The sequence below is a fragment of the Pedobacter sp. JCM 36344 genome (assembly GCF_046546555.1).
Classification (GTDB): domain Bacteria; phylum Bacteroidota; class Bacteroidia; order Sphingobacteriales; family Sphingobacteriaceae; genus Pedobacter.
Map to the genome: position 1 here is coordinate 135516 of NZ_JBKHKK010000005.1, position 26562 is coordinate 162077.

The window sequence follows — 26562 nt, forward strand, 5'->3', positions numbered from 1 at the left end:
TTTATACGGGTATCATCTCATCATTATGTAGAGATGAGCTACATTATCTTCTTTTTATCGATTATACCAATCTACTGATATTCAGGTCTGTGCTAAAAAAGTACTGGTTCGGCACAATTATGAAGCATAGCCTAAACATAATCAACAAGAATATCAACCATTTAAATTATACGGTTATGAAAAAGATCATCTTATCAGCAGCATTTTTAGCTATCGCAGGTTTAACAACAGCAAAAGCAACCGAAATTAACAACCCAACCGCATATGTGGTTCGACAAGATAGCACTATAAAAACACCAGTTGCATTTAAAGATTTGCCAGACTCAGTAAAGGCAACTTTAGCATCCGAACCAGTAAAAGCCTGGCTCCCGACTGCAGCATTCTTAGTAACGAATGCTGATAAAACAAGTTACTACCAAGTAGATGTGAAGAAAGAAGAAGAAATAAAATCTTTAAAAATCACAGCCGATGGTAAAATCATCGAGTAATATTAGTCAATCGTTACTATTTAATCAAAAAGCCTAAGCGAACAGCTTCCAAGCTCCTTTACGAGGTTGTTGATCATTTGGCCTCCACTATTCCACCGTTTTAAGCGATTAACCGTCTGAATTTCAAATCTTTCTTTGATTTCGCCGTTCTGCTGGTAGTAGTCAGGCATTTTGTCTTTCATGGCTTCATGAATCTCTTGTAGCGGTCCGCTTATCATAAGTTCAGGATCAGATTTTACCAGTTCCGCGAAAGCATCTGCTGTACTGGCTGAGTAATACGGACAATCCCAATCGTGACGATATGGGTCATCACCTTTCACATTTACTTTTTGTAAAGGATGAGAAAGATCCTCGACGATCTCAGCTATTGCATTTCCAAATACATTGGAATATTCCGTGATGAAATGATTCCACCAACGCGGATGATGAGGCAATGCTTTGAGCAAAGTGTCACAAACCATGACTCGGGTTGGGAAGTCCGGATTAACTGGATCCATGATCACCAAAGAAGTGCCATAGTGCCCTTCCATTATTGAGTGTCTGCTACAAACCACAAAGAATTGTAATTTCACAACGCCACTTTGATGCATGGAAGCAGTTATCTCTTTTATCTCCTGTAAGCGTTCTTCCAGAAACCCGCGCTTGAAAAAGACATGGAGATTGCCTTCAGATTTTGCTATGCAACGTCTGCTATTTTCATCAAAAACACTTCCATTGGCCGGCATACTTGTAAAATGATTCCCACTATTGTAGCGAAGTTCTTCTGAATCGATTGGATAGGTGTTTTTGTCTGCAGTATCGCCTGCTTCAGTTTGCTTATTCGGTTGAACTGAACGAAATGGAACATGCATCTCCTCACTGTCCATTCTGCGGCCAAGGTTATAGATTCGTTGTTCCGAAGGCGCTAAAAGTGGATCTCCATTGATTGGATCAAAATAAACATCTTTAACGTCCCTCGCAAGATGGCCCGCAACCCTTAAATTTTCTAATAACTTTTGGACAGGGTGCTGTGTGTTAAGGAAAAAATCCCTTAAAGCATCATTGGCCAAGTACTCTTCCAGCGTCTGATCGAACCGCAGAAGGGTTTGATCTCCGTGTTCGAGGAGCCATGTTCGCAAAAAACGTTGGATTTCTTGCTCAAAAAAGTGATTCGTCGCAATAGCAACCTGCTTAACACGTGAGCATTGATCCATATGGTATGATGATAGAATAATTGTGGGGAATTCGCAATCAAATATAACAGTTGTTTGGGATGAAACGACTAAAAAAAAGAGTTTCGCCGCATTGTTACATCATTTTATTTTTTTTCCCTCATTAATCACCGCTCGGTTAACTTCTTTAACCTTTTCTACATCCATTTTCTCGAAAAGGCGATCATAAGTCAGCAACCCGTTAACCTCATGCTCTACATCTGTGGTTTGGGTGTAAACGGAAACACTTAACCCTCTATATTTCATAAGTTGTTCCACCTGATCCATTAATAAAGTGTATTTATCTGTAAGTGCGGTTTTGGTCGACTGATAATCATAGGCGTTATTTTCAACTGGCCACATATGTCCCCTTACAAACAAACCAACTCCTCCAAATTCACCTAATGATGCTGCTCGTTTCCCATCAGGAACAGAAGCATCATTAGGACCTACATAGATATGTGTATCTACAAAATCACCGTTCCCAGGATCACCATAAGCTTTCTGGTAACCCGGATTGTTATTGAAGCCAGAGTTACCATTAACAAGTCTTGATGGGTCATACTGTTTTACCCAATCCGTAATCTCCCTAACATCAAACGCTCCCCAATTTTCATTGAAAGGCACCCAGGCGATAATCGAGGGGGAATTATAATGGTCGTCTATAATGGCTTTAAGCTCCTTACGAAAAACTGATCTGTTTGTGGCGGTGTCTTCATGCTGATACCAGATGGCTGGCATATCCTGCCATAAGAGTATTCCTAACTTATCAGCCCAATAATAAAAGCGTTTTGGCTCGGTTTTCATGTGCTTTCTGATCAGATTGAATCCCGCTCTCTTAGTAAACTCCACATCATATTTCAGGGCCTCATCCGTCGGGGCGGTTAAAATACCATCTGGCCAATAGCCTTGATCCAACAATCCCACCTGCATCTCGAATTTACCATTTAGCAATGGTCTGACTACGCCTCCCACTTTCCCAAGCTTTACATCCCGCATTCCAAAATAACTAAGAACTTCATCAGTAAGTCTTCCGGATTTATCTTTCAAACTTAGCTTGAGATCATACAAGAAAGGAGAATCAGGTGACCATAGTTTAGGCTCCACGATAGGAATATAAAATGCTTTCCCACTTTCGCCCTGCACCTGTGAAACGATCCTCTTTCCATCAAGAGCAGAAGCTGTTACGGTGCTCTGATCAGCATCCACAAAGACTTTTAAGCGATTATTTGCCAGATCGGGTAGGATGCGAATATTCTTTATGAAGATTTTGCTAACGGGCTCCAGCCACACTGTTTGCCAGATTCCTGAAGTAAAGGTATAGTCGCCACGTGGCCCATTTTTGCCTGATGGTGTGCGACCGTCATTTAGATCGTGCGCAGCGACAACTAGCATATTCTTACCGGATTTAAGAAACTTAGTTATATTAATGCTAAAGGCATCATAGCCCCCAGCATGAGTGCCTGCTTTTTGTCCGTTAACAAATATGGTTGCATCATGATCTACGGCATCGAAATGAATGATCACATCCTTGCCATTCCATGAAGCGGGAATGGTTACTGCTCTGCGGTACCACATGTTGATTTCCTGTTTCCTTTCAATACCAGAAATCACCGACTCCGGACAATATGGAACCAGAATCTTTTCTGTTGTTCCCTCAAAAGCAATCGGCTGTGTTGGATTTAACGCATCAGCAACCCCCTTACCGCCAACGTAATCCCATTTTCCATTTAAGCACAACCAATCGTTGCGTTGCAATTGTGGGCGTGGATACTCTGGAAATGGGATTACCGATTCCATTGCTTCTTTTGTCCATTTAGTTGGTAGTTTAGGCACCTGAGCAAAAGAATTTTTTATAGCTATACAGCACAAAAACAAACAAAACGCAATCGTGTAAAGATTTTTCATGTTAACAATTTAGATTTCTATTTCATACTTAAGGGAATGTTATATTTGACCCTTACAGCCTTACCTTTCTGCATCCCCGGTTTCCATTTTGGCATTGTTTTCAAGACCCGAACGGCCTCTGCATCTAAGATTGGATGCACAGAGTTGACAACATAAACATCATTTATGCTTCCGTCATTATCTATTACGAAACTCAAATTAATCGTTCCTTTTGGACGCGGATTTAGCCCTTTAGGATAAATAAAGTGACTTGCTATATATTGATAGAAGTTCTGCATTCCGCCTCGATATTCAGGCTGAATGTCAATAATCCCATTTAATACAATATCCTTTCCTTTTTCATCCCAACTCTTCGAAGTAATAACTTTACCGCTTTCGTAGGAGGTAATTGTTTGGGTCATCCCATTTTTATAGAACCAGATAAATTCACCGTCATTAACATTTGGAGCAATAGATTTCAAGGTGCCTGTCATTTGAACCTCGCCTGTATTAAAATAATCGGTTACCGAGAACTTTCCCTCCTCGATCTTAGTGAGTATTCTATAGAAAGAGCTATTTGCTTTCGATGTTTCCTTCCAATTGACATCGTAAAAAAGAGTATCTAGTTTCTGACTATAGCTTTGTAAACTGAAAGTTAAAAGCGTGACTAGAAAGATGATAAAGCGTAAATTCATAGTACTAATATAGCACTCTGCAAAGAAATCTATTATATTTACATGTAAACAATTTAAAAATAACCCTCATGAAGGTTAACCAACAAGACATAATAGCTGAAATCACACCGTCCACCTGTTGTCATCAAAATAAACATCTTTTATGACCAAAACCCTTAATCTTATTGCAATCCGCTGTCTATTCCTCTTTTTTATCCTGTTTGTATTATTTTTTAACAATGGTGCATTTAACTTCCTGGATATCGTTATGCATTATTTTGTTCCACTACAAAAGGCGATGGTATTTTGGGTAGGCGAACATATTCTGCATAGGACTGAACCAATTGACCCTCAGTTTAATGGCAGCGGAGATACCAGTTATTTCTACGTGTTGCTCTTGGTAGTTTTGCTATTATCAATATTAGGGACGATTATTTGGTCGGCCATAGACTATAAACGGTCAAATCACAAGCGCATATTTTATTGGCTTGTTGTGGTATTACGGTATTATGTTGGCTTTATGTTAATCCACTACGCAGTGGCAAAGCTTCACAACGGACAATTCCCCTCGCCGTCAGTTGGTGGTATGTTAACCACCTATGGTGATTCATCCCCTATGGGTTTGGCATGGCGATTTATGGGTTACTCCGATGGCTATAAGCACTTTATGTTCGTGGCAGAAATGATGGGCGCATTGCTCTTATTTAGGAAAACTACTACAATTGGGGCCTTTTTAAGTTTGATGACCTGTCTTAATATTATGCTAATCAACTACTTCTTTGACGTGCCCGTAAAGATGCTGAGCACCGCACTTGTAATCATGTGTTTAATAATCCTCTCTCCTAATATCGTAAGGCTGTTTCGATTCTTTTTTATGGGGATGAATGTTGGCCTGGATCAATTTAATCCTCCTTCCTTTAATGCAAACTGGCAAAGAGTTACGGTAGTTCTGGTTAAGTACGTTGCTATTGTATTTTGCGCTTTGATTCCCTTAGGTGCTAAGTTTTATACAATCGCTACTGATGATAAGGGTGACCTCAAGAAAAGTTTATATGGCGCCTATCGCCTATCTAAATTGACCTGGACAGAAGGCACCCCGGCGATAGATAGCCTTTATGTGAGCAAAGGCTGGAATGTAATTGGTTTTGACAGTTACGATAGGGCGATTATTAAGTATGGCGACAATGAAACTATCTATGCTAAGTCTGAGATCCAGCTCGCTACAAAGTCCATGAAGTTCTCTTTTTGGGAGAAACCAGATTCTATCTATAATTTAACTTATGAAAGCCTGAAGAAAGATTCCTTGGTCTTGAAAGGCATTTTACTTGGTAAGCCAGTTGTAATCTCTTTAAAGAGAAAAGAATTTGAACTAACTAAAAGAAAATTTAGGTGGGTCAATGAATATCCATATAATAGATAAATGGAATATTGGACAAAGCAATGAGCAACGCACCTGAGACCATCATAGTTCCCCCGAGAATAATTTGCCAGGTTACCTTTTCTTTCAAAAAAATAATAGAAAGAACAATGGCTATGATTATTGATAAACGTTCTGTGGTCATAACACAAGCATTCTTTTCTATATCTTTCCACTCATGAAACCTACCCCGATAGAACACCACCGACCAGGTAATTGCCAAAATCAACACTGCTTGAATAGCAAAGTCTAAACTTGTTCTTTTAGCCGCCTTAGTAAATATTCTAGGCTGGGGTTTTTTCGGGGCTTCGAATACCAGTGGATAAAAATTATTTATTAAATTTCTTCAGTTGTGTTCTAATGTAAATTCCTGCGGGACTTAGCATGTTTAATGGCCAGCTCCCATTAGCGGAAGCGCCTGGAAGCAGCAGCGCAGTGGTTTCTTTTTTATCGGTTAAGTTCCAGTTGGCGGAACTTAACTTGTGCTTTTCCATCCACATGAACCATGTATCTGTTTTTTGAACATCAAAAACACCATCCCCCGTTGCTTCTCCTACACCCCATTCCGTTACGAAAATTGGTAACCCTAAACTCAGAGCCTCATCTGCCCTGCGCATCAACGCTTCTTGATGATTTGGTTCCGAAGCATAAAAATGAAAAGAGTAAACAATATTTTGGAAACCAGTAAGCGGTTCTTTGGCAACGAGGTCAATATCTTGGTCCCAGTGTGGGCTACCCACCACTATTATATTTTCTGGATCATTCTTGCGGATCTCGGCTACAACCACATCGGCATAATCTTTCACAACCTTCCATTCGACTCTTTCAGGTTCGTTCCATATCTCATAAATTACGTTCGGTACGCCGGCATATTTCTTGCTAATCTTACTAAAAAAAGCCTTTGCACGATCAACATTTACATTTGCGTGGTGGTCATGCCAGTCAATCAGTACATATATTCCCTGCCTGATTGCTTCATCGATCACAGGGATAATTAATTTCTCCTGCCCTTCAGGATCTTTTAGATATCCGCCAGCTGGCTCCACAGCCATAGATACTCGCAATAGGTTGATATTGAAATCTGTTTTCAGCCAACGCAGCACCTCGGGGTTATAATATTTGCTTCCACCCCAAATACTCCATGAAAGGCTTATGCCCCTTAGTTGTGGCGGCTCGCCATTTCGGTCAACCATTTTTCCTCCCGATACTTTCAACGCGCCATGCCGAATTACCGGACTGGAGGTCTGTGATGTAACTGAGAAAGCAGTCCCAATTAAAAGCAGGGTTATGCAAGTAAATCTGCTCGCGTAACAAAATAATCTATTCATCTTTCAAAGTATTGTAAAATTTGATGCAATTAAACTAAAATAAAGCATTTAATCTTATTCTATTGCTAAAAAATAGGGACACAAATGTTAAGAGATCTATCAGGGAATTTTTGTTTAAGTCGATCGATCGTCAGCCGTAACATTTAAAACATCAACAAAAATAATCTGGCACCAAGCATAATTTGACCAAATGCAGACAAAACATTAATATTGTGATATGGATTCAAATCGCTTCATTCCGATCGAAGAACAGTTTAAGGTCATGGCAGATACTGCTCCGGTACTGATCTGGATATCAGGAACTGATAAGCTCTGCTATTTTTTCAACCAGGGATGGCTTGGCTTTACGGGACGAACAATGGAACAGGAGTATGACAACGGTTGGGCAGAAGGCGTCCATCCAGAAGATTTTGATCGCTGCTTTGAGATTTACAACTCCAGTTTCGATGCACGGAAGCCGTTCAGGATGGAATATCGCCTAAAAAGATATGATGGGATTTACCGCTGGCTACTTGATAACGGCGTGCCAAGGTACGCCGCGGACGGTAGTTTTGCAGGATATATTGGCTCTTGCATCGATATCGATGAGCTGCTAACCACCCAGCGTGTAGCCGAACATTACATCAGTGCTGAAGCACTCAAGAAAGAAAAGGCGCTCAATCAGGAATTGCTTCGCTCCAATGACCAGCTCAGCAAAGCCAAAAAAGGGCTTTTGGATCTTAACGACCAGCTGGAATTGATCGTAGAAAAGCGTACGTCGGAACTTTCCCAAAGCGAATCACGCTTCCGTTACCTCATCCAAGGGGCACCAGTGGCAATTAGTACCCTTAAAGGTCGGGAACTTGTTATCGAATCCGCCAATGAATTGATGCTCAAGGTTTGGGGGAAATCAAGCGATATCATCGGAAAGAGGCTGATCGATGCCCTCCCCGAAATCAAAGACCAGCCCTTTCCCGAATTGCTGGACAGGGTATACACTTCGGGAGAACCCTTCTACGGAAACGAGGTATTGGCGCAGCTGGAACACGAGGGAACTCGAAAGGAATCCTATTTCAATTTCATATTCAAACCTTTACAGAATAGTAGCGGGCAGACCGATGCAATCATCGTAATAGCCACCAAAGTGTCTGAGCAGATACATGCAAGGAAAAAACTTGAATCAATTGGCAAACGCATGTACAGCATGGTTATGACCGCACCCATCGCCATGACCGTACTAAGAAGCCATGAGCTATATATAGAAATTGTCAACCAGCCAATGCTCCATCGCTGGGACAAAAAAAACGAACAAGTGACCGAAAGACCTCTACTAGAAGTTTTTCCTGAACTTATGAATACCAGTTATCCAGCATTGCTTCAAGGAGTCTTTGATACAGGAATACCTGTAAAAATAGCTGAAGTCCGTTCGCCACACTTGCACCGTGAAGAATACATTGATTTTTCATATGAACCAATCCATAACAGCGACGGACTTGTGGAGGCGATCCTGGTGACCGTGAACGACATTACCGAGCAGGTGATGAACAGAAAACAATTGGAGATCAGCGAACAGCAGGCTCAGGCAATGAATGAGGAACTCACCGCTATCAACGAAGAATTGAATTCATCTAATGACGAAACCATGGCGGCTATCGAAAATCTCAAGCTCATGCAAGTCGCTCTTGAAGAAAAGATCGAACTCATTGAGGCCAACGAAAAGCAATTCAGGTTTATACTCAACGCGATTCCCCAACAGGTATGGACCGCTTCACCAGATGGAGCACTTGACTATGTCAATGAAGTGGTCTGCAATGATTTTGGATATAGCAACCAACAGATCGTTGGCCATGGTTGGAAGGAGTTTATTCATCCTGATGATCTTCCAGGATGCCTTGAAAAATGGACGAATTCACTTCAGACGGCGAGCGAATACATGGTCGAGTTCCGCCTTAAGTTTGCTGATGGCAGCTATCACTGGCACCTGGGACGCGCCTTGCCACTGACGGAAGCCAACTTGCCAACATTATGGCTGGGTACCAATACCAATATCGAAACACAAAAAAAGAACGAGCAGCAGAAGGACGAATTCATCTCCATTGCAAGCCATGAACTAAAGACACCTCTGACTAGTATAAAGGCATACACCCAGCTGATGGCACGTGCTAATAGAGACCCCAAGCTGGACGACCTGCTCAAGAAGTCTTCAGGTCAGGTGGCCAACCTGAACAAGCTGATTACCGAGCTTTTGGACGTAACCAAGATCAATGCCGGAAAGATGACCTACGATATGTCTACATTTGATTTCGGTCAGATGGTCGAAGAAAGTGTGGAAGGAATGCAGCATATCTCTTTGAGCCACGAACTGATCATCGTAGATTGTCAAAGATAGCAAGGGAATGGTTAGTTTCGCAAATACATTGAAATAGGCCTTTCGTAGCACATTCTTATTATACTGAACGGAAAGACTTAACTTAATATTAACAAAGAACAACTCGTTTATTCATTTTACAAGCCTAATATAGCTCTCGATAATTAAACTAAAATATTCCATGAAAAGGATATTGCTTTCCGTTCTAATCGGCTTAGGATTAAATGCGTCTGCGCAGCAAACTGCTCAACCATTTTTATACACCGTTAATTCCCTTACCGGCCAAGAGCCATACTGGAACCTACATTATTCCGGAAGCTATGGAGAACGTACTTCTGGTCAGTTTGGCTATGATGGCATAGGCCAACAGTTTGGTGTCAAGGGCTATCTTGGCAACCGCTTTACTTTGTATGCAACAGCATCGGTAGGCTTCGCTAATAGAGGTGGAGTGGCTTCTGCCCAACAAGCAGAAGTGCTACGTGATCTAATTGGCGGTGGAAAGATCTCTGAAGGATTCAGGCTTGGTGTCGGCGTAGGGGCAAGTCGCGATTGGTCGAATGTGAAGTCTGCCATCAGCAGGATCGTTTTGTCTTTTGATCAATCTAAATGGCGGGCGACGGGTAATCTCAGGTTTGAGAAAGCGTTCGACAGCGAAAGAGATAAACTCGACTTCATAAGTAGCTTAGGTTTTCAGTGCCGCTTGTCACCGGCCTTGTTTGTAGGCCTGGAAGCAGTCGGTCAGGACCTGGAAGGATTTTGGGAGGCAGATGAAGCAGAAGGCGGCGCAAAACTAATGGTTGGCCCTTCTTTGAACATTTCCCCATCAAATTCGAAGCTGTCATTTTCGTTATCAGGCGGACCAGTGTTCTACGCCACAAGAAGTAACATCATACCTTCCGATGCAATCCGCGAACTTGGTGCTACCACCAACGGATATTCGTTTAGGGCATTGGTTAATTTTAATCTTTTCAAATAACTAGAAATGAAACAAGTATTTCTTTTAATCACTATAACTTTTATTTGGGTTGGACGAACCTCCGCTCAGTGGCCGGGAAAAACAGATCAAGCGAGTCAGATCTTACTTCCCAATGGATGGAAATTAAGTCCGGCAGGCCGCTCGATTCCACTAGGAGACTTGCCGCTAAACCTCCAGCTGAGTCCATCAGGCAGTTTTTTGGCAATAACTAATAATGGACAAAGTACACAATCACTGCAATTGGTTGATCCAAAAACAGAGCGAATATTGGACGAACGCGCATTGTCCAAATCCTGGTATGGATTGGCGTTTAGCAAGAATGAACAGCATTTATATGCCTCAGGTGGAAATGACAACTGGATCCTTGATTTTAAAATCAAGAATAGGTTGCTTGGCACTTGTGACACTATAAAACTCGGGCCCGTATGGCCAAAAGGTAAGATTAGTCCGGCCGGTATCGTGGTTAACAAATCTAATAGCAAGCTTTACACAGTAACAAAAGAAGACAGCACCCTTTACATCATTAATCCTGGGGAGAAAAAGATTCTCCATAAAGTTCAGCTCCCTGCCATAGCGTACAGCTGTGTGCTCTCCGTGGATGAAAGCAAACTTTATGTTTCCTTATGGGGAGGCAAAGGTGTAGCAGTAGTTAATCTCGGTACTAATAAAATCGTAAAAATCATCCCCGTAGGCGATCACCCTAACGAGTTGCTGCTCAACAATAAAGGAAATATTCTTTTTGTTGCCAATGCCAATGACAACACGGTATCGGTGATAAACACAATAGCTGGAAAGGTAACAGAAACTATTGCAACAACTCTTTACGCCACTCAGCTGACAGGATCTACGACTAATGGTCTAGCCTTAAGTGCCAATGAAAAAAGCTTGTACATTGCGAATGCCGACAACAATTGCTTGGCGGTATTTGATGTAAGTAAACCAGGTAGCAGTTTGAGTCAAGGCTTTATTCCGGTTGGTTGGTACCCTACCAGTGTTAAAACATTTGGAAACAAAATATTTGTCAGCAATGGCAAAGGCAATACGTCACTTCCAAATCCTAAAGGACCGCAGCCAATTTCTAAGGTCGATAATAGCGGCTATCACATGGGAAGCACAGCTAATAATAGACTAGAATATATCGCGGGTCTCTTTAAGGGTAGCTTATCATTCATCACTGTTCCAAAACCAGAGGAGTTGAAGACTTACACCAAACAGGTATACGCCAATACGCCTTTCAATGATAAAAAAACCATTGTTGCTGACGGAGAAGCTGGAAACCCAATACCTCGTAGAGCAGGAGAGAAGTCCCCTATCAAACATGTTTTCTATATTATCAAAGAAAACCGAACCTATGATCAGGTTTTAGGCGACCTAACCAATGGCAATGGGGATTCTTCATTATGCCTGTTTGGCAGAAAGATTACACCAAACCAGCATGCACTTGCAGAGAATTTCGTACTGCTAGATAATTTTTATGTTGATGCCGAGGTAAGCGCAGATGGGCACAATTGGAGTATGGCAGCGTATGCCACAGATGTAGTTGAAAAATCTTGGCCCACAAGCTATGGTGCTCGTGGTGGCTCTACAACTTTCGAGGGCGGCCGGCCAGTGACCTATCCGAAGGGTGGATTTATTTGGGACTATTGCCTGCGGGCAGGAGTCTCATACCGAAGTTACGGTGAATTTGGTTCCTATGCCAAAGCTAACATCAAGTCACTGCAAGGGCATATGTGCCCGAACTCTCCAGGATTTGACATGGACATTACCGACCAAGTGAGGGCAGATGCCTGGGAACACGACTTCGATTCGCTGTTGAATACTGGTTCGGTTCCACAATTTAATACAATCAGGATCTCTAACGATCATACCAGCGGTCAGAAAAAAGGTAAAGTGTCACCTCAGGCCGCTGTGGCGGATAATGATCTTGCGGTTGGCCGAATCATTGAACACCTTTCGCATAGTCCAGTTTGGAAAGAATCGGTAGTATTTATTCTGGAAGATGATGCGCAAAACGGTCCCGACCATGTCGATGCGCACCGTTCACCGGCCTATGTAATTGGCCCATATGTCAAAAGAAATGCTGCAGTCCATACCATGTACTCTACATCAGGTTTCTTAAGAACAATGGAGCTGATACTCGGACTACCACCAATGAGCCAATATGATGCAGGTGCAATGCCGCTGTTTGAATGTTTTACTAATAAGCCAGATTTTACGCCATTTACATTGAAACAACCAATGATAAACCTGGATACTCGAAATGTGGCAGTAAATGAAAGCAGTCGGCGGTCAGAGCTTTTTAACTTTGCGAAGGAAGATTCTGCCCCTGATCTAGACCTAAATGAAGTAGTCTGGAAATCGGTCAAGGGCGAGCATAGCATCATGCCTGCGCCTAAGCGAAGTGCATTTGTGATTTTGGAAAAGAAAAAGAAAGATGACGATGATTAATGAGCTTTGGCTTACACAGTCACAAAAATCGCTTCAAAGTAACACCCCTAAACCCGTACTATTTGGTAATCTCAATGCAGACTATGTGGTCAGGAATACCTATTGACATTATAGCGGTATTTTGATAAACTTTTAATGGGCTTGTCCCGTTCCCGTCGGGCATGTAATTAAAACTCGGACGATAGATTTTAACCTGTTTCGCCTTTGCTTTAAGCGCAAGTTGAATCGTGAGTTCAGGGTTGTTGATGTCCCGGTAGTCGTTGTTCTTTGAACCTCCCTCTGAACCATTAACTCCTCGCCAGATCAATAACAGTAGCCTGCGGTCGCTCTTTTGAAACAATTGGTACTGGATATCTCCCAGGTTTCCTGTTAATGAGAATTCAAGAGTTTCGGGCTCGAAGTCGCTATTGGTGTCACGCATCAGGGAAATGAAATTTTTTAATGCTGTGTATTGCAGACGCGGCGAACCATCTGTATTGAGTAAGCCAAAGTCCTCCGAATTATTGATGAGCTGATAAAAATAGATTTTAGGAATGTCTGCCTTTAATCGTGATAATACCAAACGGGGGGCATATTTTGCAGCTGTTCTTTCCGATACAGCAGGATGTCCATCGGCCCCCTCGCTCATTTTATAACCTGATTCAGTTTCTATGATGGGCTGATCCGCCGAAATTGTTTTATAACGCGATATCGCCTCATTGAACCCGATTCCCCATCCTCCTCCTACCGGGCTTTCGGGATAAAGACCACTATAGGCATGAAGGTTACCCATGTCCATTTGTGTAGCAGCATTTTTGCATACCGCAGCAAAATCAAGCACACTATTTCTGGTATTGGCAAAAGATGGCCCAAGTAAGGGAATAGATTTGGTAACTGGATTTTCCTTAAACATACTTTTGAACCTTATTACATAGTTACACAATTTCAGCCAGTCCCTATTCCAGCCGATGTCGCGTTCATTGGCGGGCTCTAGAAATTCGACAACGGATTTACCTGGAATGAGCTGATTGAGCCTGATGGTTTCATTTCGACCTTGCTCCAGTTCATTGCCGTTATCACCACCAATCAGCAACAACCTAATTCCGTAATCATGAGCCAAATTCATGTACCTGGCATTTATTTTCTCATTGCCAAAGTGATCGCGGATATGTTTTGTGCCCAGCTCAATCAGTCTCGGCTTGATGATGTCCTGGTAATGCAGGTCATATACCGATCCCAGGTAATTCAAATGCGTATTCACACCAACTGCATCCGCCGCCAAATTGCTTTTAACGGCCTTTAATGATTTAAATTTTAAAGTCGTTTCACCTTGAGCCTGACTATTTAGCGGTATGCTGCAAAAAAAAAGAAAAATGACGCGGATAATTTTTAGCATAAAAAAGACTGGTTGGAATCTACTTCTCTCTAAAGCTAATCAATATTATTATTTTACAATTTCATATCTTGCTTCAATACCTTATACGATCTCATAATTGCCGTACTGGGCCACTAGAATGGTTAGATAAATTTTATAAGCAGTCCAACGACGGCAGCTACCCCGATAATATATGGTTCCTGTAATTTCTTGATGTAAACCAATGCCCCTAATGCTGTTATTGCAATTAAGGCTGTCCAAATATCGTTAATAGAGCGTATCCCTATGACAATAACCGAACCGACGAGCGCTCCAATTACGGCAGCTGTTATTCCTTCTACAAAAGCCTTTATGCTGACGTTTTTGGCAATCTTCTTAAACGAAGGCGCAAGGGCTACCGTAAAAATATAGCAAGGGAGAAAAGTGGACAGTGCGGCAACACAAGCTCCAGGAAAGCCCGCAATAAGGTAACCAATAAAGCCTACAGTAATGACAACAGGACCTGGAGTAATCATTGCGACCGCCACAGAGTCGACAAACTGGTGCTCTGTTAGCCATCCAAATTCCTTAACTACCCCACCATGCAGGAATGGTACAATAGCCAGCCCACTCCCGAAAACAAATGCCCCCGCTTTAGCAAAGAACCATCCAATTCCTTGTAAGGTATTTCCATCATAGTTCCAAAACCCTAACCCAACCAATAACCCTACTGAAAGTGAACTCGGTTTCTTGATCAATTTCGGTGGTGCCTTGATCATCATATATGTTATTCCGCAGCTAATAAATAGCAGGATCTCCTCCCTTTCTGTAACGACGGTAATGACAATACCAGTAATATAAAAGAGCCAGAGGAGCCATTTTGATCTCATGGCTGACCATTCCAGTTTACTGATGGATTTAATGGTCAATCTATAAGCGCTCATAGCAATGATTCCAATCACTGCAGCACCTACTCCATAGAAAACAGCCTGCATCCAGGCAAGGCCGCCATAAAGTTGATAGGCCATTCCAAGTACGACAACCATAATAAATGAAGGGAGTACAAAGGCAATTCCGGCCAGCGTCGCACCCAAAAGACCATGATGTACAAAACCGATGTAGATGCCAAGTTGCGCTGCTAGAGGCCCGGGTGCTAACTGAGCAAGTGCCAGTCCCTCGTTATATTCTTCATCAGTTAACCACTTTTTGTTCTCTACCAAATCACGGTACATATAACCCACAAGCGCTACAGGACCACCGAATCCCCAAGTACCCAATTTTAGGAAATAAATACTAAGCACCCTTAAACTGTATGATGATTGTGAATGAGTGTAAATTTGGTTTGCTTTGCTAGTGATATTTTTATTCATGAGTCAAATCTTTTGTCCTACAATACTCGACATTAGAAATCCTCTGAAATTGTACGGATTTAACTGTTATGTATTCTTTTTACCTTTTTGCATCGCTTTTCTAAAAACTGATGGATTTTCGCCCAGCTGCTTTTTAAATATTCTATTGAAATGGCTTTGGTCAGAGAAACCTGTCAGGTATGCTATTTCGGTTAGTGAATAGGTCGAGGATTCCATCAGACTTACTGCTTTCTCGATACGCATCTTCCGGATATATTCGCCAAAAGAGAGGTTGTCGAAATATTTCGAGAACTCTCTTGAAAGGTAGGCTGGATTAATGTCCAACGAATCCGATGCCTGTTGTAGGCTTATGCTCATATTAGTGTCCGTTTGGTCCTGGATCATTTCTTTCAGTTCCCTTGTCCATTCCGGAGCTTTTTTGAAACTGGATTTAAGGTAACGGTTATATACATCAAGCAATAAATGCTCTACCGGGGACTGGGTGTGCTTTTGCTTCTGAAGGTGCTTTGCCCAGGTATAGAGTCCGTCGTAAACCGTCATGCCGATTTCTAACAAATCATGATCATTCGAGATGTTTCTGGAAAGGCCAAGGAAGATCGCAGACAGTCCGGCTGCCTGTGGGGCAAAGTCGAGCCGGTCTGTATCTGCACCACGGATTATTGCCGCCATTCGGTCGAGGGCTATATCCTTCAGCCTATGCTTCTTTAAGAAATAGTCAAAAGTACACTGATCATTATAATGGCTGTATTCGACCCCAGGAAGGTCAAAGGGAATAGCTCCAATTTTTTCAGCTGTAGAAATCACCTGTTCAAAAGGAACATAGATGATTTGTGCACCCGGATCTATGAACCGCTTTATAAGCCAAGGGCAGGCGATACGGTCAATCTTTGGTCTATCACGGGTAATCCATTTCATTTTATGTCGTATAACTTACTCGCTAAAGTTAGTGAATGGCCACCATTTTATATTTATGTTTTAGAATTTCAGTTGTATAAACACCGATACAAGTCTCGAGCTATTTTACGAATAAAAATAACTGCTGACAACAATAAAAAAGCTCATAAAGAGGACCTAGTTTTAATAGAACCGTTATAGCTGACCTGTCTATAAAAAAAGAAATATTGAAAACAATATAATTAATGAAGCAAGAAGAACTATCCGAATTAACAGATCAAGAACTCTTAGAGGAAGCAAAAAAGATAAAATCAGCTTCCATGATTATTGCTGTATTTATTGGAGTAATGATTGAAATTGTAACTTACTGTATCGTAAAAAACACATTTGGATTTCTTTCGCTAATCACTTTTTTTTGCATATTGTGGCAATTAAAAATTCAAAAAACAATGAGGACTTGGAGAAACTTTTAAAGGAACGAAATTTGAAGTAATAACTTTAAAATAGGTAGGTACGGGACTTGAAAAAGTCGGCCAAACTGAAGTCGAGGCCAAAACCCAACAGCGAATAAAACCACACGCCAACACCAAAAAATCAAAGCAAATTTTTATAACTTTTGACTTTAAAAAGGGTATATGACAAGACCGGCGCAGTAAAAAAAAGTGAGATCAATTGAAATCACGGCTATCAACTTCAGCAAGTCTTCAGAATTAAGTTGGATATTTACGTTATGAAGTTGCTAATCGTTGAAGATGAGGAAAGCCTTAGAAGGAGCATCTTGCAGTATTTAACCGCAGAGGGAAATGTTTGTGATTGCTCAGCAACGTTTGATCAAGCTATTGAGAAAATCAATCTATACGACTATGACTGCATTCTTTTGGACCTCGGCCTGCCAGATGGCGATGGGCTAGAGCTACTCAGATTGCTGAAAAAATTGAAACGAAAGGATGGGGTTTTAATCATCTCTGCAAGGGACTCAATAGAACACCGTGTTGAAGGCTTAAGTCTTGGAGCAGATGATTATCTGGTAAAGCCATTCCATCTCTCCGAATTAAATGCAAGGACGACATCTATCGTTCGCAGGAGAAGTTTTAGCGGAAATGATCTGGTAATTTTTAATGAAATTGAGATTGATGTTGTTTCTAAAGAGGTCAGGGTCAACACAGTCCTGATTTATCTGACAAAGAAAGAATTTGATATTCTCCTCTATTTTGTGACCAATAAATCTAAGGTAATCTCAAAATCAGCTGCAGCGGTACACGTTTGGGGAGAAGATGCAGATATGGCAGACAGTTTTGACTTTATCTATACCCACATCAAGAATATAAGAAAGAAGTTGACGGATGGAGGCTCCAAAGACTATTTTCATTCTATTTACGGCATCGGCTATAAGTTTCAGTAAAGGTGAAGTTGTTAACCGGTTATAACAGAGTTTTAATCCTCGTAAGTACTATAGGACTTATTTGTATAGGTTTTCTTTTTTACCATACCCTGAGCTTTTATTTAAATAAACAGATCGACAATAATTTGGTGGAAGAGCTCATGGAGTTAAAGAATTCTACCGATATTAGAAATATTAAACCTGTACATGACCTTTATGATGGACTTGTGATCAAATATAGAAAAGTCGATCATCCAGACACCAGAAAACAATTCGCTGACACCTTTTTTTACAATCCAAAAAAGAAAAGAAGGGAAACTGCCAGGTACCTAAGAACTGGTGTAACCTATGAGGTATCACATTACGAAGTAACCATATTTACCTCAAAAGTGGAGTGGCAGGATCAGATTAAAAGTATTATCTTTATCATAATTTCATCCCTACTCCTATTACTAATTGTACTACTTCTGATTAATAGGTTTATGACGAGGAGATTGTGGAGCCCTTTTTGGCAAATCCTGGAAAATATTAAAACCTTTAACTTAGATCAGGATAAATCATTTGCATCTGTCGCCAGTCCAGTTCAGGAATTTCAGGAACTCAATCAAGCCATACTTGATATTTCGGCTCGTGTAAGGTCTGACTTCAGGGAAGTGAGGCTCTTCACTGAAAACGCTTCGCACGAGATGATGACCCCTCTAGCTGTGATTAATTCAAAACTTGATACGATGCTGCAATCAGACCGACTTGGAAAGGAAGAAAGTGAAACATTAATCGACCTTTATAAGGCAACTTCCCGTTTGACAAAACTCAATCAGTCATTACTTTTGCTGGTAAAAATCGACAACAACATAATTGGGGAACAGGAAAATGTCGAGGTAACCTCTTTACTGGTTGAAAGGATTAATTATTTTCAGGAGTTGGCCCAAAAAAGAAACCTCAGCGTGATGACTACCCTTAATCCGGTGATCCTTAAAACAAACAAATACCTGTTTGAAATTTTGATCAACAACTTGCTTAGCAATTCAATAAGGCATAATTACGAGAATGGAAACATAGAGATAATTCTATCAGCGCATGGCATGATCTTCAAAAATACAGGTATAGCCCAGGCTTTGGATCAGCATAAAATCTTCGACCGCTTCTTTAAAGACAGCAATTCTGAAGGTACAGGTCTTGGCTTGGCGATTTTAAAGCAAATATCGAATCAACAGTATTTTGGATTTAGTTATACTTATTCTCGTAATCAGCATTGCTTTGAAATTTCTTTCCCAATAACACCTCTCGACACCGGATTATCGCCTTAACATAATTTAACAAATAACTTCATAATGTCTCCAGAATTGAGCCTGATATTGTAGTTATAACTGGCGTTGGTCTACTCATTTATTATCTTTCGGCACTTCAAATTACTATCAATATATTCTTAAAGACTATGAAACTACTATTGATCACATTATTCTATTTAATTCTTCCTTCCCTCACTTGGATGAACAATTTCGAGGATGCGCTAAAAGAAGCGGGGAAATCTCACAAACAAATTTTAATCAACTTCTCTGGTTCGGATTGGTGCGGCCCCTGCATCAGGTTGAGAAAGGAAATTCTTGAAACTCCAGTGTTCGAGAAATATGCAACAACGCAACTCGTCTTGGTACGAGCAGATTTCCCGAGGCAAAAGAAAAACAGGCTATCTGCTGATCAAACTGAAAGAAACGAGTCCCTTGCCGAACGTTACAACCCTGATGGAAAGTTTCCCTTTACAGTTTTGACAGATGAAAATGGTAAAGTAATTAGAAGCTGGGATGGATTTCCAGATAAGAGTCCGGAAGGGTTCGTTCAGGAAATAGCAAAGGCACTACCGCTGACCAAATAAATGAGCATGACTTCATCGTACAGGGAAATTGTGAAGCTGATGGGCAACCGTTTTGAAATAACGGCGGTTAGCGACGACCAGGTTTTGGCGAAAACCGCAATTTCGGAGGCAATTGATGAAGTGAGACGAGTTGAAGAACTGTTAAGCACATTTAAAGAAACGAGTCAGGTGAACGAGATCAACCGTTCTGCAGGGATTGCTCACGTAAAAGTTAATCAAGAAGTAATTGAATTAATTACTCGTTCTCTTAAAATATCTACAATAACTCAGGGGGCTTTTGACATTACTTACGGCTCAATCGACAAGAGTCTATGGAATTTTGATGTACATATGAAGGCTTTGCCTGAAAAGGAAACCGCATTAAAATCAGTAGGTCTGATCAACTATGAAAATGTGATCATTGACAGACAGGAAAGTACCGTTATGTTGAAACACAAAGGAATGCGAATCGGATTCGGAGGAATTGGAAAAGGATATGCTGCAGATCGGGCGAAGCAGGTTATGATGGGTCGAGGAATTGAAAGTGGAATTGTAAACGCAGCCGGTGATTTGATAACCTGGGGTTTGCAGCCTAGCGGCAAGCCATGGACAATTGGTATTGCAGACCCTAATAGTAAGCAGCGTGCTTTCTCTGCATTGAGTATTAGCAATATGGCCATAGCAACATCAGGAAATTATGAAAAATACGCATTAATCGACGGGAAGAGATATTCGCATACTATCAATCCGAAAACAGGCCTACCTGTTTCGGGCATCAAGAGCGTCAGCATTATTTGTCCCAGTGCCGAACTAGCTGATGCCCTCGCCACACCTATTGTAATCATGGGCGCTAAGGTAGGCCTGGACCTAATCAATCAATTGAGAAACGTTGCATGCGTCATTATTGATGACGATAATGAAATTTATACATCGAAAAATATTAATATAAAATACTGATATGAAACCTTCAAAAAAAACAGTGACTTTGCTCGGCTTAGCGCTAACTTTCATGACGCTTTTTAGTGCATGCAGTACCGTAAAGCCCTATCAGAAAAGTAAGCTGAATGATTCGGAGATGACCCTTTCGTCCAGAAAAGTTCAGAAATTCGAACAAAGTTTCCAACTATATCGAGAAGGTGCTTCAGGTGCAAACGGAGGTAAAAGCGGCGGCGGCTGCGGTTGTAATTAATCCGGAATCATGAGAAAGATATATTTACATGTAATCGTTATGTTTCTGGGCGTTTTGGGCGCGCATGGACAGATCAAACAGAAAATAAATACGGGCGACAGCATTAGTAGTTATCAAAGCCGTAAATTAAAAATCGATGAGGTCAATTTAGTTTCTGCATATTATAACCAGAATGGGAACAACTCCGCCGTAACGGGTGGGATTGGTACAGAAAAATTAACTGATTTTGCCAACGCCATCGATCTTCAAATGTCGAAGATCAATAAGTTTGGTAAGAAAAACACCTTCCTTTTTGAACTGGGAATTGATCACTATTCTTCCGCATCCTCTGACAAAATAGATCCAACTACTATTTCTTCGGCTTCTAGTGCTGACACGAGAATATACCCATCCTTGAACTGGACACATTCCAATCAGTCGACAGGAAATTCATTTGGATTTACTGGGTCCTATTCTGGAGAATACGATTACCAGTCGATGGGAGCTGGATTCAACCTGACTAGGTTATCCAAAAATAAGAACACACAATTCGACTTCAAACTTCAGGCATTTTTGGATACCTGGACAGTGATCCTTCCAATTGAACTAAGAACGGGAAGTTCGCGACAGCGGTCAGAAGAATACAGTCCACGTAATTCTTTTAGTTCGTCGTTCTCCTTGTCGCAGGTGATTAATGATAAACTTCAGGCGGTATTTATTGTGGAACCTTCCTATCAGAAGGGCTTGCTTGCCACAAGGTACCAGCGCAACTACTTTACAGATGGTTCTCTTCAGGCGGAAACCCTACCTAACAAACGCTCAAAATTGCCTATCGCTTTACGATTAAATTATTTCGCTACTGACCACATTCTGCTTAGAACCTTTTATCGTTACTATATGGACAACTGGGGAATCAGGGCGCATACTGCAGAGCTTGAAGTACCTGTAAAGTTGAGTTCCTTTATTTCCATTAGCCCATTTTATCGTTACAATAAGCAAACCGGTACCCGGTATTTTGCAGGCTATGGCGCCCATACGCCAGGTACAACCTATTTTACGAGTGATTACGATCTATCGACGCTAAACAGCGACTTCTATGGCGCCGGAATCCGACTCTCACCACCAAAGGGGGTGTTAGGATGGCAGCGTTTGAGTATGCTGGAGCTCAGATATGGACATTACACCAGATCAACCGGACTGGCCTCTAATATCGTGTCACTTAATTTGACTTTAAAATAAGATGGGAAACCTCAATTCGTTTAGCGACCCTAAATGGCTGGTCTTTCTAATAATGCCTTTCACGACCGGATCAGTTACTGCCCTTAAGCACATTACCCATCGTGAAAAACCTGATCACTCTGTCTGTAGACGGGGGAGCAGGATTTGTAATTTTATCAACAAAATTGTCCTACGCATTGTACCCTCAACTTAAAATGTTAATATTAGGAAGGAATTCAACCGCGTTTAACCTAATGCCATCCTATCAAAATGGAAAGGCAGGGCTCTAATTAAGTGGGAACTTTTGATTATAGTACATTATTTAATCAATTATAACATCAATCATGATCAGGAAATTACTTTTTGTTTTAGCTATTTTACTATTAATAATCCAGTTATTCACGCCAGAGAAAAATATTGCGACTACAGTTTCTACAAATGCAATTGAAAAACATTATACCATTCCTGAGGACATTAAGGGACTGCTTAAAACCAGTTGTTACGATTGCCATTCCAACAATACCGTATATCCTTGGTACAGTAAAGTCCAGCCTTTTGCATGGTGGCTAGATAATCACGTAAAAGATGGCAAGCAAGAAATAAACTTTGATGAATTCAATAGTTATACTGCTAAAAAGAAAAAACACAAGCTTGATGAAGTTGTGGAAATGATTGAGCAAGATGAAATGCCATTGCGTTCGTATACATTAATACATACAAAAGCTGTGTTATCTCCTCAGGAGAAAAACAGAATAATCGCTTGGGCAAAAGATCTCCAGAAAACCATCAAGTAGGGTCATGGAGGCAAAACATGATTCTGCAGAAAAACACTTCGTTACGCGTATAGGTTGGCTCAGGGCGTCAGTATTGGGGGCAAATGATGGTATCCTCTCCACTACGAGTATCGTAATTGGGGTCGCAGCGGCTTCCACAGATAGAGATACTATTATACTAGCCGCTCTGGCAGGACTCATCGCGGGCGCCATGTCGATGGCGGCTGGAGAATATGTTTCTGTAAGTTCTCAGGCAGACTCCGAAAATTCAGATTTAAAAAGAGAACAACAAGAACTATCGGAAATGCCAGAGTCAGAATTAGCCGAACTGGCAGAGATTTATGTATCTCGTGGGCTGGATGCGGAGCTTGCGCATCAGGTGGCAATACAACTGAGTAAACACAATGCCCTTGAGGCGCATGCAAGAGATGAACTTGGGATCAATGAAATTACCTCAGCCAGGCCCTTACAAGCCGCGCTGGCTTCTTTTGGATCGTTTATTTTTGGAGCGTTATTGCCATTAGTGGTTTCAATTTTGGCACCTTTAGCCTACATGGTGTATATTCAGTATGTGCTCTCAATTATTTTTTTAATGCTTCTTGGGGCGATCGCTGCTCAAACAGGTGGTTCATACCTCAAAACTGCCGTATTGAGAATCGCTTTTTGGGGGACCGCAGCAATGGCAATAACGGCAGTTGTTGGTCATTTATTTGGGACTAGCATTGCTTGAGCTGTATTACGAAGTAAGTTTTATATATTTATTCTCCTGTCACAGTAAACTATAATCAACTGCATGATAGTAATTATCAGCTAACTATATCAAATACTTACTGCAAACTCCCTTAAATCTGCTTTGGTCATAATCGTTTTCTTTTCATAATGTTCCAAATGGAAGTTTTCTAGCTTCTGTAAAAGGTACTGCAACGTAAATTTCTCGGCTATAGTTAGCTTTCCGGTAATCATTTTACCGACGTGATTCATGTCAACAAACACCTGATATAGCAGCTCCTTCCCTTCATTTGTAATGGCAATGTGCTTGCTCCTCTTATCCTTCACATCGTCCCATTGACGAACCAGTCCCGATGCCACGAGGCGCCTGATTACTTCCGTGCCAGAAGTTTTTTCCTGTAGGTTGTGCGCAATCAGTTCGCTTTTCGACAAGTGAGTGTGAGTTAGCAGGGTAGCCAATGCGGTAAAATCCTCGGCTGTTTGCAAAGGTGTGCCATCAAGTGCCTTTTTAATGTAAGACTTCGCATAACGGCTCATCAATACAAACAACCGTGCGATGTTGTTATCCAGCTGATAAGCAATCTCTAAAGCATGGCTATCATTGTCGCCGAATCTCGATTCTGCATTAACAGAACTGCCTGAATTGTCTCCGACCGTATTCAGCAAAAACCCTGTAAAGTCGCCGAGAGAAATTTCGCGACCATGGTTTTCTTCTTCCATTTGATGGACAAGGTCTACTAATTTATGAATGAGTTGGTAAGATTTCATATGAGTTAAGATTTTTCTACATGAGCTGCACTCTGCTTTTTAAATTTAGCATATGCAACTTTGTAATTTTGCTGGGTATCGCCATCTGGCTTAAAACCCTTTAGATAATTAATCGCTCTGAGCAACGTTATTTTGTAACCTGGAAGTTCTGGTGCCTTAATCGAAAGCATGTCGGCTATTTCTGTTCCGAGTAAATACCGCATGAGTCCCAATATATCGTCCGCAGTAGCCGAGCTTTTGTTAACCTTTAAAATATGGTCCGTGAGCGACTGAGTCAATTCCTTTCCAGGGGTAGAAGCACAAAACTGACGGTCTTTAATAGAACGATCCAGTATCTGGGCTATCTTGGTGTTTTCTGGTATAAGATCCTTATCCAGGCCAATCAAATAACCAATAACCGCCCATACATGCATAAACGCTGTCTGCTCCTGCGGACTTACTTTGAAGCCAAGCATCCGAAGTCCACGCATCACGATTAGCGAAAATGAAAGGTTGGTTCCTGCCATATCTTCCTGATTAATGGGGAGACCCCAAGAGTCATCCCATTTGTTACTTTGAAGCGTATAGTGACGAACAGCAGCATGCATGATTCGTATTTTAAGGATTTCTTGGCAAGCATTTCCATGTTTACTAAATGCATCAGGGGCCATCACTTCCCAAACGAAAATTGCAGTATCATATAATCTTTTCGTAGTCTGTTTTCTTATCAATTCGGATAGATAGAGCACCATCGCCCCGTTAGCTGCAGTATAGCAATACGGGAGGGATAACAGACCGAGCAAACTCATGATCATTTCAGCATGCACAGCAAAGAAAACCGAGCCGGCTTTCATTAGCTTAGGATCGGCCCATTGAGGTAGATCGCTGGCTTGAGTGATAAAATCAACATCTGGATATGCTGCCTTAAACAATGCAAAATGTTCTGGGTCTGCCTTAGTACTTAACCACTGTTGCAGCTGAAGCTTCTTTGCGTTGTCCGCAAATACATTCTTGATGAACTCATCCACTGGAGGATCACCCAATGATCTTTTACCGTTGAGCAATTCGTCCTTATAAACCTTAGCTTGATTCATCATTGTTTCATCTCGTTTATAATAGCTTCAGCAGCTAATCTTCCGCTTTTCATTGCAGCATTTATGGAGCCATTCATGAGATGATCGCCACATACAAAACACTGGGGATTTAAACGCATAGTTTTTAAGTTATTCGTAACCTTGTCATCATTGGGCAACGCGTAATCAATATGGTAGGTTTTTAGGTGCTTCCAGTAGACTGCCTCCGGAAACCAGAATTTAAGCTCGTCAATTGCGCTTGACTGGAGTTTAGTTTGATCCTTCTGACTGTGATCACCAATGAGCGAAAGTGATATCAAGGAGTCGCCGCTTTTAGAATAAGCAGGAGAAATTTGATTCATGACCGCAATATTGTTAACCAGTCTGCCGGGCATCGCATTCAAAGCAATTAATGGCATTTCAAATGGCCTTTTATCTGAAGTAAAATACATGTTGGTAACCGAATGATAATTCGCGGCTCTTTTTTCAAATGGAAAAGGAATTGCAGATTCTTCGGTGGCAATTAGTACAAAATCCGCCTGATAACTGGTTCCGTCATCGGCACTAACGATTCCGCCTTCAACTCCGGTCACCCGTTTACGGAACAGAATGTCATTCGGAGATAATCCTTCTGCCAGTTGCAAGGGTATCTGTCCCATACCTGCGGCAGGGATGGCTGCATTCCCCTCACTAAACATCTTGAATACAAATTCGAACATCCTGCTTGAGGTACTCAACCTGTCTTCCAAAAATATTCCAGTCATAAAGGGCCTAAAGAATTGGCTGATTATCTTTTCACTGAAGCCTTGATTTTCAAGATAGGCTATGGTCGTAGTTTCGGTTGTTGAGAATATTGCCTCAATAGATTTAAGGCGCAGTTTAATCTTTAATTTCAACATCCTCAACTTATCGGCAAACGTACCTGCCGGCGAGCGCAATGTTTCCATCAAGGAAGCTGGCTTCCTCATGGGATCACCGATAACTGTGTTACCGTCAGCTCCAAGGATTAGTGCGCCTGGATCAAACGTACAAAGGTTCAATGCTTTATAATCTAAAAACCGTTTTGTTTCCGGGTAAGCTGTAAGTAACACCTGGAACCCCCTATCCATCAAAAAACCATTAAATGCGTCGGTACGAACCCTACCACCTACTACATCAGCGGCTTCTAGCAAAAGCATCGACTTGCCAACCGCCTTTAAAACCTTTGCCGCTGTCAGACCTGCCAAACCAGCACCTACAATAATAACCTCAGCATCTTTTTCCATTGTT

The 26562-nt window shown here is 41.4% G+C and carries 25 protein-coding genes; 14 read left to right on the plus strand and 11 right to left on the minus strand.

Annotated features, from left to right (window positions below):
• Window positions 1-176 precede the first annotated feature (176 nt).
• Window positions 177-488: a hypothetical protein gene (locus ACHFIZ_RS06810; protein ID WP_410884152.1), complete on the plus strand. Its 312-nt coding sequence runs from the start codon at window positions 177-179 to the stop codon at window positions 486-488.
• A 20-nt stretch (window positions 489-508) separates the two neighbouring features.
• Here the strand turns inward: ACHFIZ_RS06810 and ACHFIZ_RS06815 are convergent, their stop codons facing one another.
• The 3 genes from ACHFIZ_RS06815 to ACHFIZ_RS06825 form a co-directional block, all read right to left on the minus strand.
• Window positions 509-1681: a hypothetical protein gene (locus tag ACHFIZ_RS06815; RefSeq protein WP_410884154.1), complete on the minus strand. Its 1173-nt coding sequence runs from the start codon at window positions 1679-1681 to the stop codon at window positions 509-511.
• Between the two features lie 99 nt (window positions 1682-1780).
• A complete protein-coding gene (locus tag ACHFIZ_RS06820) occupies window positions 1781-3586 on the minus strand; it encodes a glycoside hydrolase family 2 protein (RefSeq protein WP_410884156.1) in 1806 nt (601 codons plus the stop codon).
• Between the two features lie 17 nt (window positions 3587-3603).
• A complete protein-coding gene (locus ACHFIZ_RS06825) occupies window positions 3604-4260 on the minus strand; it encodes an energy transducer TonB (protein WP_410884158.1) in 657 nt (218 codons plus the stop codon).
• Between the two features lie 142 nt (window positions 4261-4402).
• Here ACHFIZ_RS06825 and ACHFIZ_RS06830 point away from each other — a divergent pair, with 142 nt between their 5' ends.
• Window positions 4403-5659 carry a hypothetical protein gene (locus ACHFIZ_RS06830; protein ID WP_410884160.1) on the plus strand — a complete coding sequence of 419 codons (1257 nt, stop codon included), beginning with the start codon at window positions 4403-4405 and terminating at the stop codon, window positions 5657-5659.
• On the opposite strand, the gene ACHFIZ_RS06835 is transcribed toward ACHFIZ_RS06830, so the two are convergent.
• The gene (locus ACHFIZ_RS06835) at window positions 5634-5879 is read right to left on the minus strand and encodes a hypothetical protein (protein ID WP_410884162.1); all 246 of its coding nucleotides are present in this window, start codon (window positions 5877-5879) and stop codon (window positions 5634-5636) included. The two genes, ACHFIZ_RS06830 and ACHFIZ_RS06835, sit on opposite strands and share 26 nt — an antisense overlap.
• Before the next feature lie 106 nt (window positions 5880-5985).
• Complete coding sequence (locus ACHFIZ_RS06840; RefSeq protein WP_410884164.1) at window positions 5986-6984, minus strand: glycoside hydrolase family 5 protein; 999 nt, start codon at window positions 6982-6984, stop codon at window positions 5986-5988.
• 217 nt (window positions 6985-7201) lie between these two features.
• Between ACHFIZ_RS06840 and ACHFIZ_RS06845 the strand changes: the two genes are divergently transcribed.
• The 3 genes from ACHFIZ_RS06845 (at window position 7202) to ACHFIZ_RS06855 (ending at window position 12755) form a co-directional block, all read left to right on the plus strand.
• Complete coding sequence (locus tag ACHFIZ_RS06845; RefSeq protein WP_410884166.1) at window positions 7202-9352, plus strand: PAS domain S-box protein; 2151 nt, start codon at window positions 7202-7204, stop codon at window positions 9350-9352.
• 160 nt (window positions 9353-9512) lie between these two features.
• Window positions 9513-10307, plus strand: coding sequence for a hypothetical protein (locus ACHFIZ_RS06850; RefSeq protein ID WP_410884168.1), 795 nt, complete (start codon window positions 9513-9515; stop codon window positions 10305-10307).
• A gap of 6 nt (window positions 10308-10313) precedes the next feature.
• Window positions 10314-12755: a bifunctional YncE family protein/alkaline phosphatase family protein gene (locus ACHFIZ_RS06855; protein ID WP_410884170.1), complete on the plus strand. Its 2442-nt coding sequence runs from the start codon at window positions 10314-10316 to the stop codon at window positions 12753-12755.
• 58 nt (window positions 12756-12813) lie between these two features.
• Here ACHFIZ_RS06855 and ACHFIZ_RS06860 read toward each other — a convergent pair whose 3' ends face one another.
• The 3 genes from ACHFIZ_RS06860 to ACHFIZ_RS06870 form a co-directional block, all read right to left on the minus strand.
• Entirely contained in the window at window positions 12814-14130 is a 1317-nt protein-coding gene (locus ACHFIZ_RS06860) for a hypothetical protein (protein ID WP_410884172.1), read from the minus strand.
• A gap of 122 nt (window positions 14131-14252) precedes the next feature.
• Window positions 14253-15458: a chromate transporter gene (locus ACHFIZ_RS06865; protein ID WP_410884174.1), complete on the minus strand. Its 1206-nt coding sequence runs from the start codon at window positions 15456-15458 to the stop codon at window positions 14253-14255.
• 66 nt (window positions 15459-15524) lie between these two features.
• A complete protein-coding gene (locus ACHFIZ_RS06870) occupies window positions 15525-16373 on the minus strand; it encodes a chromate resistance protein ChrB domain-containing protein (RefSeq protein ID WP_410884176.1) in 849 nt (282 codons plus the stop codon).
• Window positions 16374-16597: 224 nt separating this feature from the next.
• Between ACHFIZ_RS06870 and ACHFIZ_RS06875 the strand changes: the two genes are divergently transcribed.
• The 9 genes from ACHFIZ_RS06875 to ACHFIZ_RS06915 all read left to right on the plus strand — a co-directional run bounded on the left by ACHFIZ_RS06875 (window position 16598) and on the right by ACHFIZ_RS06915 (window position 23474).
• Window positions 16598-16825 carry a hypothetical protein gene (locus ACHFIZ_RS06875; protein WP_410884178.1) on the plus strand — a complete coding sequence of 76 codons (228 nt, stop codon included), beginning with the start codon at window positions 16598-16600 and terminating at the stop codon, window positions 16823-16825.
• Between the two features lie 257 nt (window positions 16826-17082).
• Window positions 17083-17754 carry a response regulator transcription factor gene (locus tag ACHFIZ_RS06880; RefSeq protein ID WP_410884179.1) on the plus strand — a complete coding sequence of 224 codons (672 nt, stop codon included), beginning with the start codon at window positions 17083-17085 and terminating at the stop codon, window positions 17752-17754.
• 140 nt (window positions 17755-17894) lie between these two features.
• Window positions 17895-19040, plus strand: coding sequence for a sensor histidine kinase (locus ACHFIZ_RS06885; RefSeq protein WP_410884181.1), 1146 nt, complete (start codon window positions 17895-17897; stop codon window positions 19038-19040).
• Between the two features lie 128 nt (window positions 19041-19168).
• Window positions 19169-19606, plus strand: coding sequence for a thioredoxin family protein (locus ACHFIZ_RS06890; protein WP_410884183.1), 438 nt, complete (start codon window positions 19169-19171; stop codon window positions 19604-19606).
• 6 nt (window positions 19607-19612) lie between these two features.
• Window positions 19613-20542, plus strand: coding sequence for an FAD:protein FMN transferase (locus ACHFIZ_RS06895; RefSeq protein WP_410884185.1), 930 nt, complete (start codon window positions 19613-19615; stop codon window positions 20540-20542).
• A gap of 1 nt (window position 20543) precedes the next feature.
• A complete protein-coding gene (locus ACHFIZ_RS06900) occupies window positions 20544-20774 on the plus strand; it encodes a DUF4266 domain-containing protein (RefSeq protein ID WP_410884187.1) in 231 nt (76 codons plus the stop codon).
• Window positions 20775-20783: 9 nt separating this feature from the next.
• Window positions 20784-21992: a DUF3570 domain-containing protein gene (locus tag ACHFIZ_RS06905; RefSeq protein WP_410884189.1), complete on the plus strand. Its 1209-nt coding sequence runs from the start codon at window positions 20784-20786 to the stop codon at window positions 21990-21992.
• Window positions 21993-22315: 323 nt separating this feature from the next.
• Window positions 22316-22765, plus strand: coding sequence for a heme-binding domain-containing protein (locus ACHFIZ_RS06910; protein ID WP_410884191.1), 450 nt, complete (start codon window positions 22316-22318; stop codon window positions 22763-22765).
• Window positions 22766-22769: 4 nt separating this feature from the next.
• Complete coding sequence (locus ACHFIZ_RS06915) at window positions 22770-23474, plus strand: VIT family protein (RefSeq protein WP_410884193.1); 705 nt, start codon at window positions 22770-22772, stop codon at window positions 23472-23474.
• A gap of 89 nt (window positions 23475-23563) precedes the next feature.
• Here ACHFIZ_RS06915 and ACHFIZ_RS06920 read toward each other — a convergent pair whose 3' ends face one another.
• The 3 genes from ACHFIZ_RS06920 to ACHFIZ_RS06930 are packed head-to-tail and all read right to left on the minus strand — an operon-like array spanning window position 23564 to window position 26558.
• Window positions 23564-24241: a MarR family winged helix-turn-helix transcriptional regulator gene (locus tag ACHFIZ_RS06920; protein WP_410884195.1), complete on the minus strand. Its 678-nt coding sequence runs from the start codon at window positions 24239-24241 to the stop codon at window positions 23564-23566.
• 5 nt (window positions 24242-24246) lie between these two features.
• Window positions 24247-25317, minus strand: coding sequence for an oxygenase MpaB family protein (locus ACHFIZ_RS06925; protein WP_410884196.1), 1071 nt, complete (start codon window positions 25315-25317; stop codon window positions 24247-24249).
• Window positions 25314-26558 (minus strand): NAD(P)/FAD-dependent oxidoreductase, encoded by a 1245-nt coding sequence (locus ACHFIZ_RS06930; protein WP_410884198.1) that lies wholly within the window; start codon window positions 26556-26558, stop codon window positions 25314-25316. The genes ACHFIZ_RS06925 and ACHFIZ_RS06930 overlap by 4 nt, the downstream gene beginning before the upstream one ends.
• Between the last annotated feature and the right edge of the window lie 4 nt (window positions 26559-26562).

What these genes read in the sequence shown, in the direction of transcription:
- ACHFIZ_RS06810 (WP_410884152.1), top strand. Translation starts at nt 177, where the DNA reads ATGAAAAAGATCATCTTATCAGCAGCATTTTTAGCTATCGCAGGTTTA.
- ACHFIZ_RS06815 (WP_410884154.1), bottom strand. Translation starts at nt 1,681, where the DNA reads ATGGATCAATGCTCACGTGTTAAGCAGGTTGCTATTGCGACGAATCAC.
- ACHFIZ_RS06820 (WP_410884156.1), bottom strand. Translation starts at nt 3,586, where the DNA reads ATGAAAAATCTTTACACGATTGCGTTTTGTTTGTTTTTGTGCTGTATA.
- ACHFIZ_RS06825 (WP_410884158.1), bottom strand. Translation starts at nt 4,260, where the DNA reads ATGAATTTACGCTTTATCATCTTTCTAGTCACGCTTTTAACTTTCAGT.
- ACHFIZ_RS06830 (WP_410884160.1), top strand. Translation starts at nt 4,403, where the DNA reads ATGACCAAAACCCTTAATCTTATTGCAATCCGCTGTCTATTCCTCTTT.
- ACHFIZ_RS06840 (WP_410884164.1), bottom strand. Translation starts at nt 6,984, where the DNA reads ATGAATAGATTATTTTGTTACGCGAGCAGATTTACTTGCATAACCCTG.
- ACHFIZ_RS06845 (WP_410884166.1), top strand. Translation starts at nt 7,202, where the DNA reads ATGGATTCAAATCGCTTCATTCCGATCGAAGAACAGTTTAAGGTCATG.
- ACHFIZ_RS06850 (WP_410884168.1), top strand. Translation starts at nt 9,513, where the DNA reads ATGAAAAGGATATTGCTTTCCGTTCTAATCGGCTTAGGATTAAATGCG.
- ACHFIZ_RS06855 (WP_410884170.1), top strand. Translation starts at nt 10,314, where the DNA reads ATGAAACAAGTATTTCTTTTAATCACTATAACTTTTATTTGGGTTGGA.
- ACHFIZ_RS06860 (WP_410884172.1), bottom strand. Translation starts at nt 14,130, where the DNA reads ATGCTAAAAATTATCCGCGTCATTTTTCTTTTTTTTTGCAGCATACCG.
- ACHFIZ_RS06865 (WP_410884174.1), bottom strand. Translation starts at nt 15,458, where the DNA reads ATGAATAAAAATATCACTAGCAAAGCAAACCAAATTTACACTCATTCA.
- ACHFIZ_RS06870 (WP_410884176.1), bottom strand. Translation starts at nt 16,373, where the DNA reads ATGAAATGGATTACCCGTGATAGACCAAAGATTGACCGTATCGCCTGC.
- ACHFIZ_RS06875 (WP_410884178.1), top strand. Translation starts at nt 16,598, where the DNA reads ATGAAGCAAGAAGAACTATCCGAATTAACAGATCAAGAACTCTTAGAG.
- ACHFIZ_RS06880 (WP_410884179.1), top strand. Translation starts at nt 17,083, where the DNA reads ATGAAGTTGCTAATCGTTGAAGATGAGGAAAGCCTTAGAAGGAGCATC.
- ACHFIZ_RS06885 (WP_410884181.1), top strand. Translation starts at nt 17,895, where the DNA reads ATGGAGTTAAAGAATTCTACCGATATTAGAAATATTAAACCTGTACAT.
- ACHFIZ_RS06890 (WP_410884183.1), top strand. Translation starts at nt 19,169, where the DNA reads ATGAAACTACTATTGATCACATTATTCTATTTAATTCTTCCTTCCCTC.
- ACHFIZ_RS06895 (WP_410884185.1), top strand. Translation starts at nt 19,613, where the DNA reads ATGACTTCATCGTACAGGGAAATTGTGAAGCTGATGGGCAACCGTTTT.
- ACHFIZ_RS06900 (WP_410884187.1), top strand. Translation starts at nt 20,544, where the DNA reads ATGAAACCTTCAAAAAAAACAGTGACTTTGCTCGGCTTAGCGCTAACT.
- ACHFIZ_RS06905 (WP_410884189.1), top strand. Translation starts at nt 20,784, where the DNA reads ATGAGAAAGATATATTTACATGTAATCGTTATGTTTCTGGGCGTTTTG.
- ACHFIZ_RS06910 (WP_410884191.1), top strand. Translation starts at nt 22,316, where the DNA reads ATGATCAGGAAATTACTTTTTGTTTTAGCTATTTTACTATTAATAATC.
- ACHFIZ_RS06915 (WP_410884193.1), top strand. Translation starts at nt 22,770, where the DNA reads ATGGAGGCAAAACATGATTCTGCAGAAAAACACTTCGTTACGCGTATA.
- ACHFIZ_RS06920 (WP_410884195.1), bottom strand. Translation starts at nt 24,241, where the DNA reads ATGAAATCTTACCAACTCATTCATAAATTAGTAGACCTTGTCCATCAA.
- ACHFIZ_RS06925 (WP_410884196.1), bottom strand. Translation starts at nt 25,317, where the DNA reads ATGATGAATCAAGCTAAGGTTTATAAGGACGAATTGCTCAACGGTAAA.
- ACHFIZ_RS06930 (WP_410884198.1), bottom strand. Translation starts at nt 26,558, where the DNA reads ATGGAAAAAGATGCTGAGGTTATTATTGTAGGTGCTGGTTTGGCAGGT.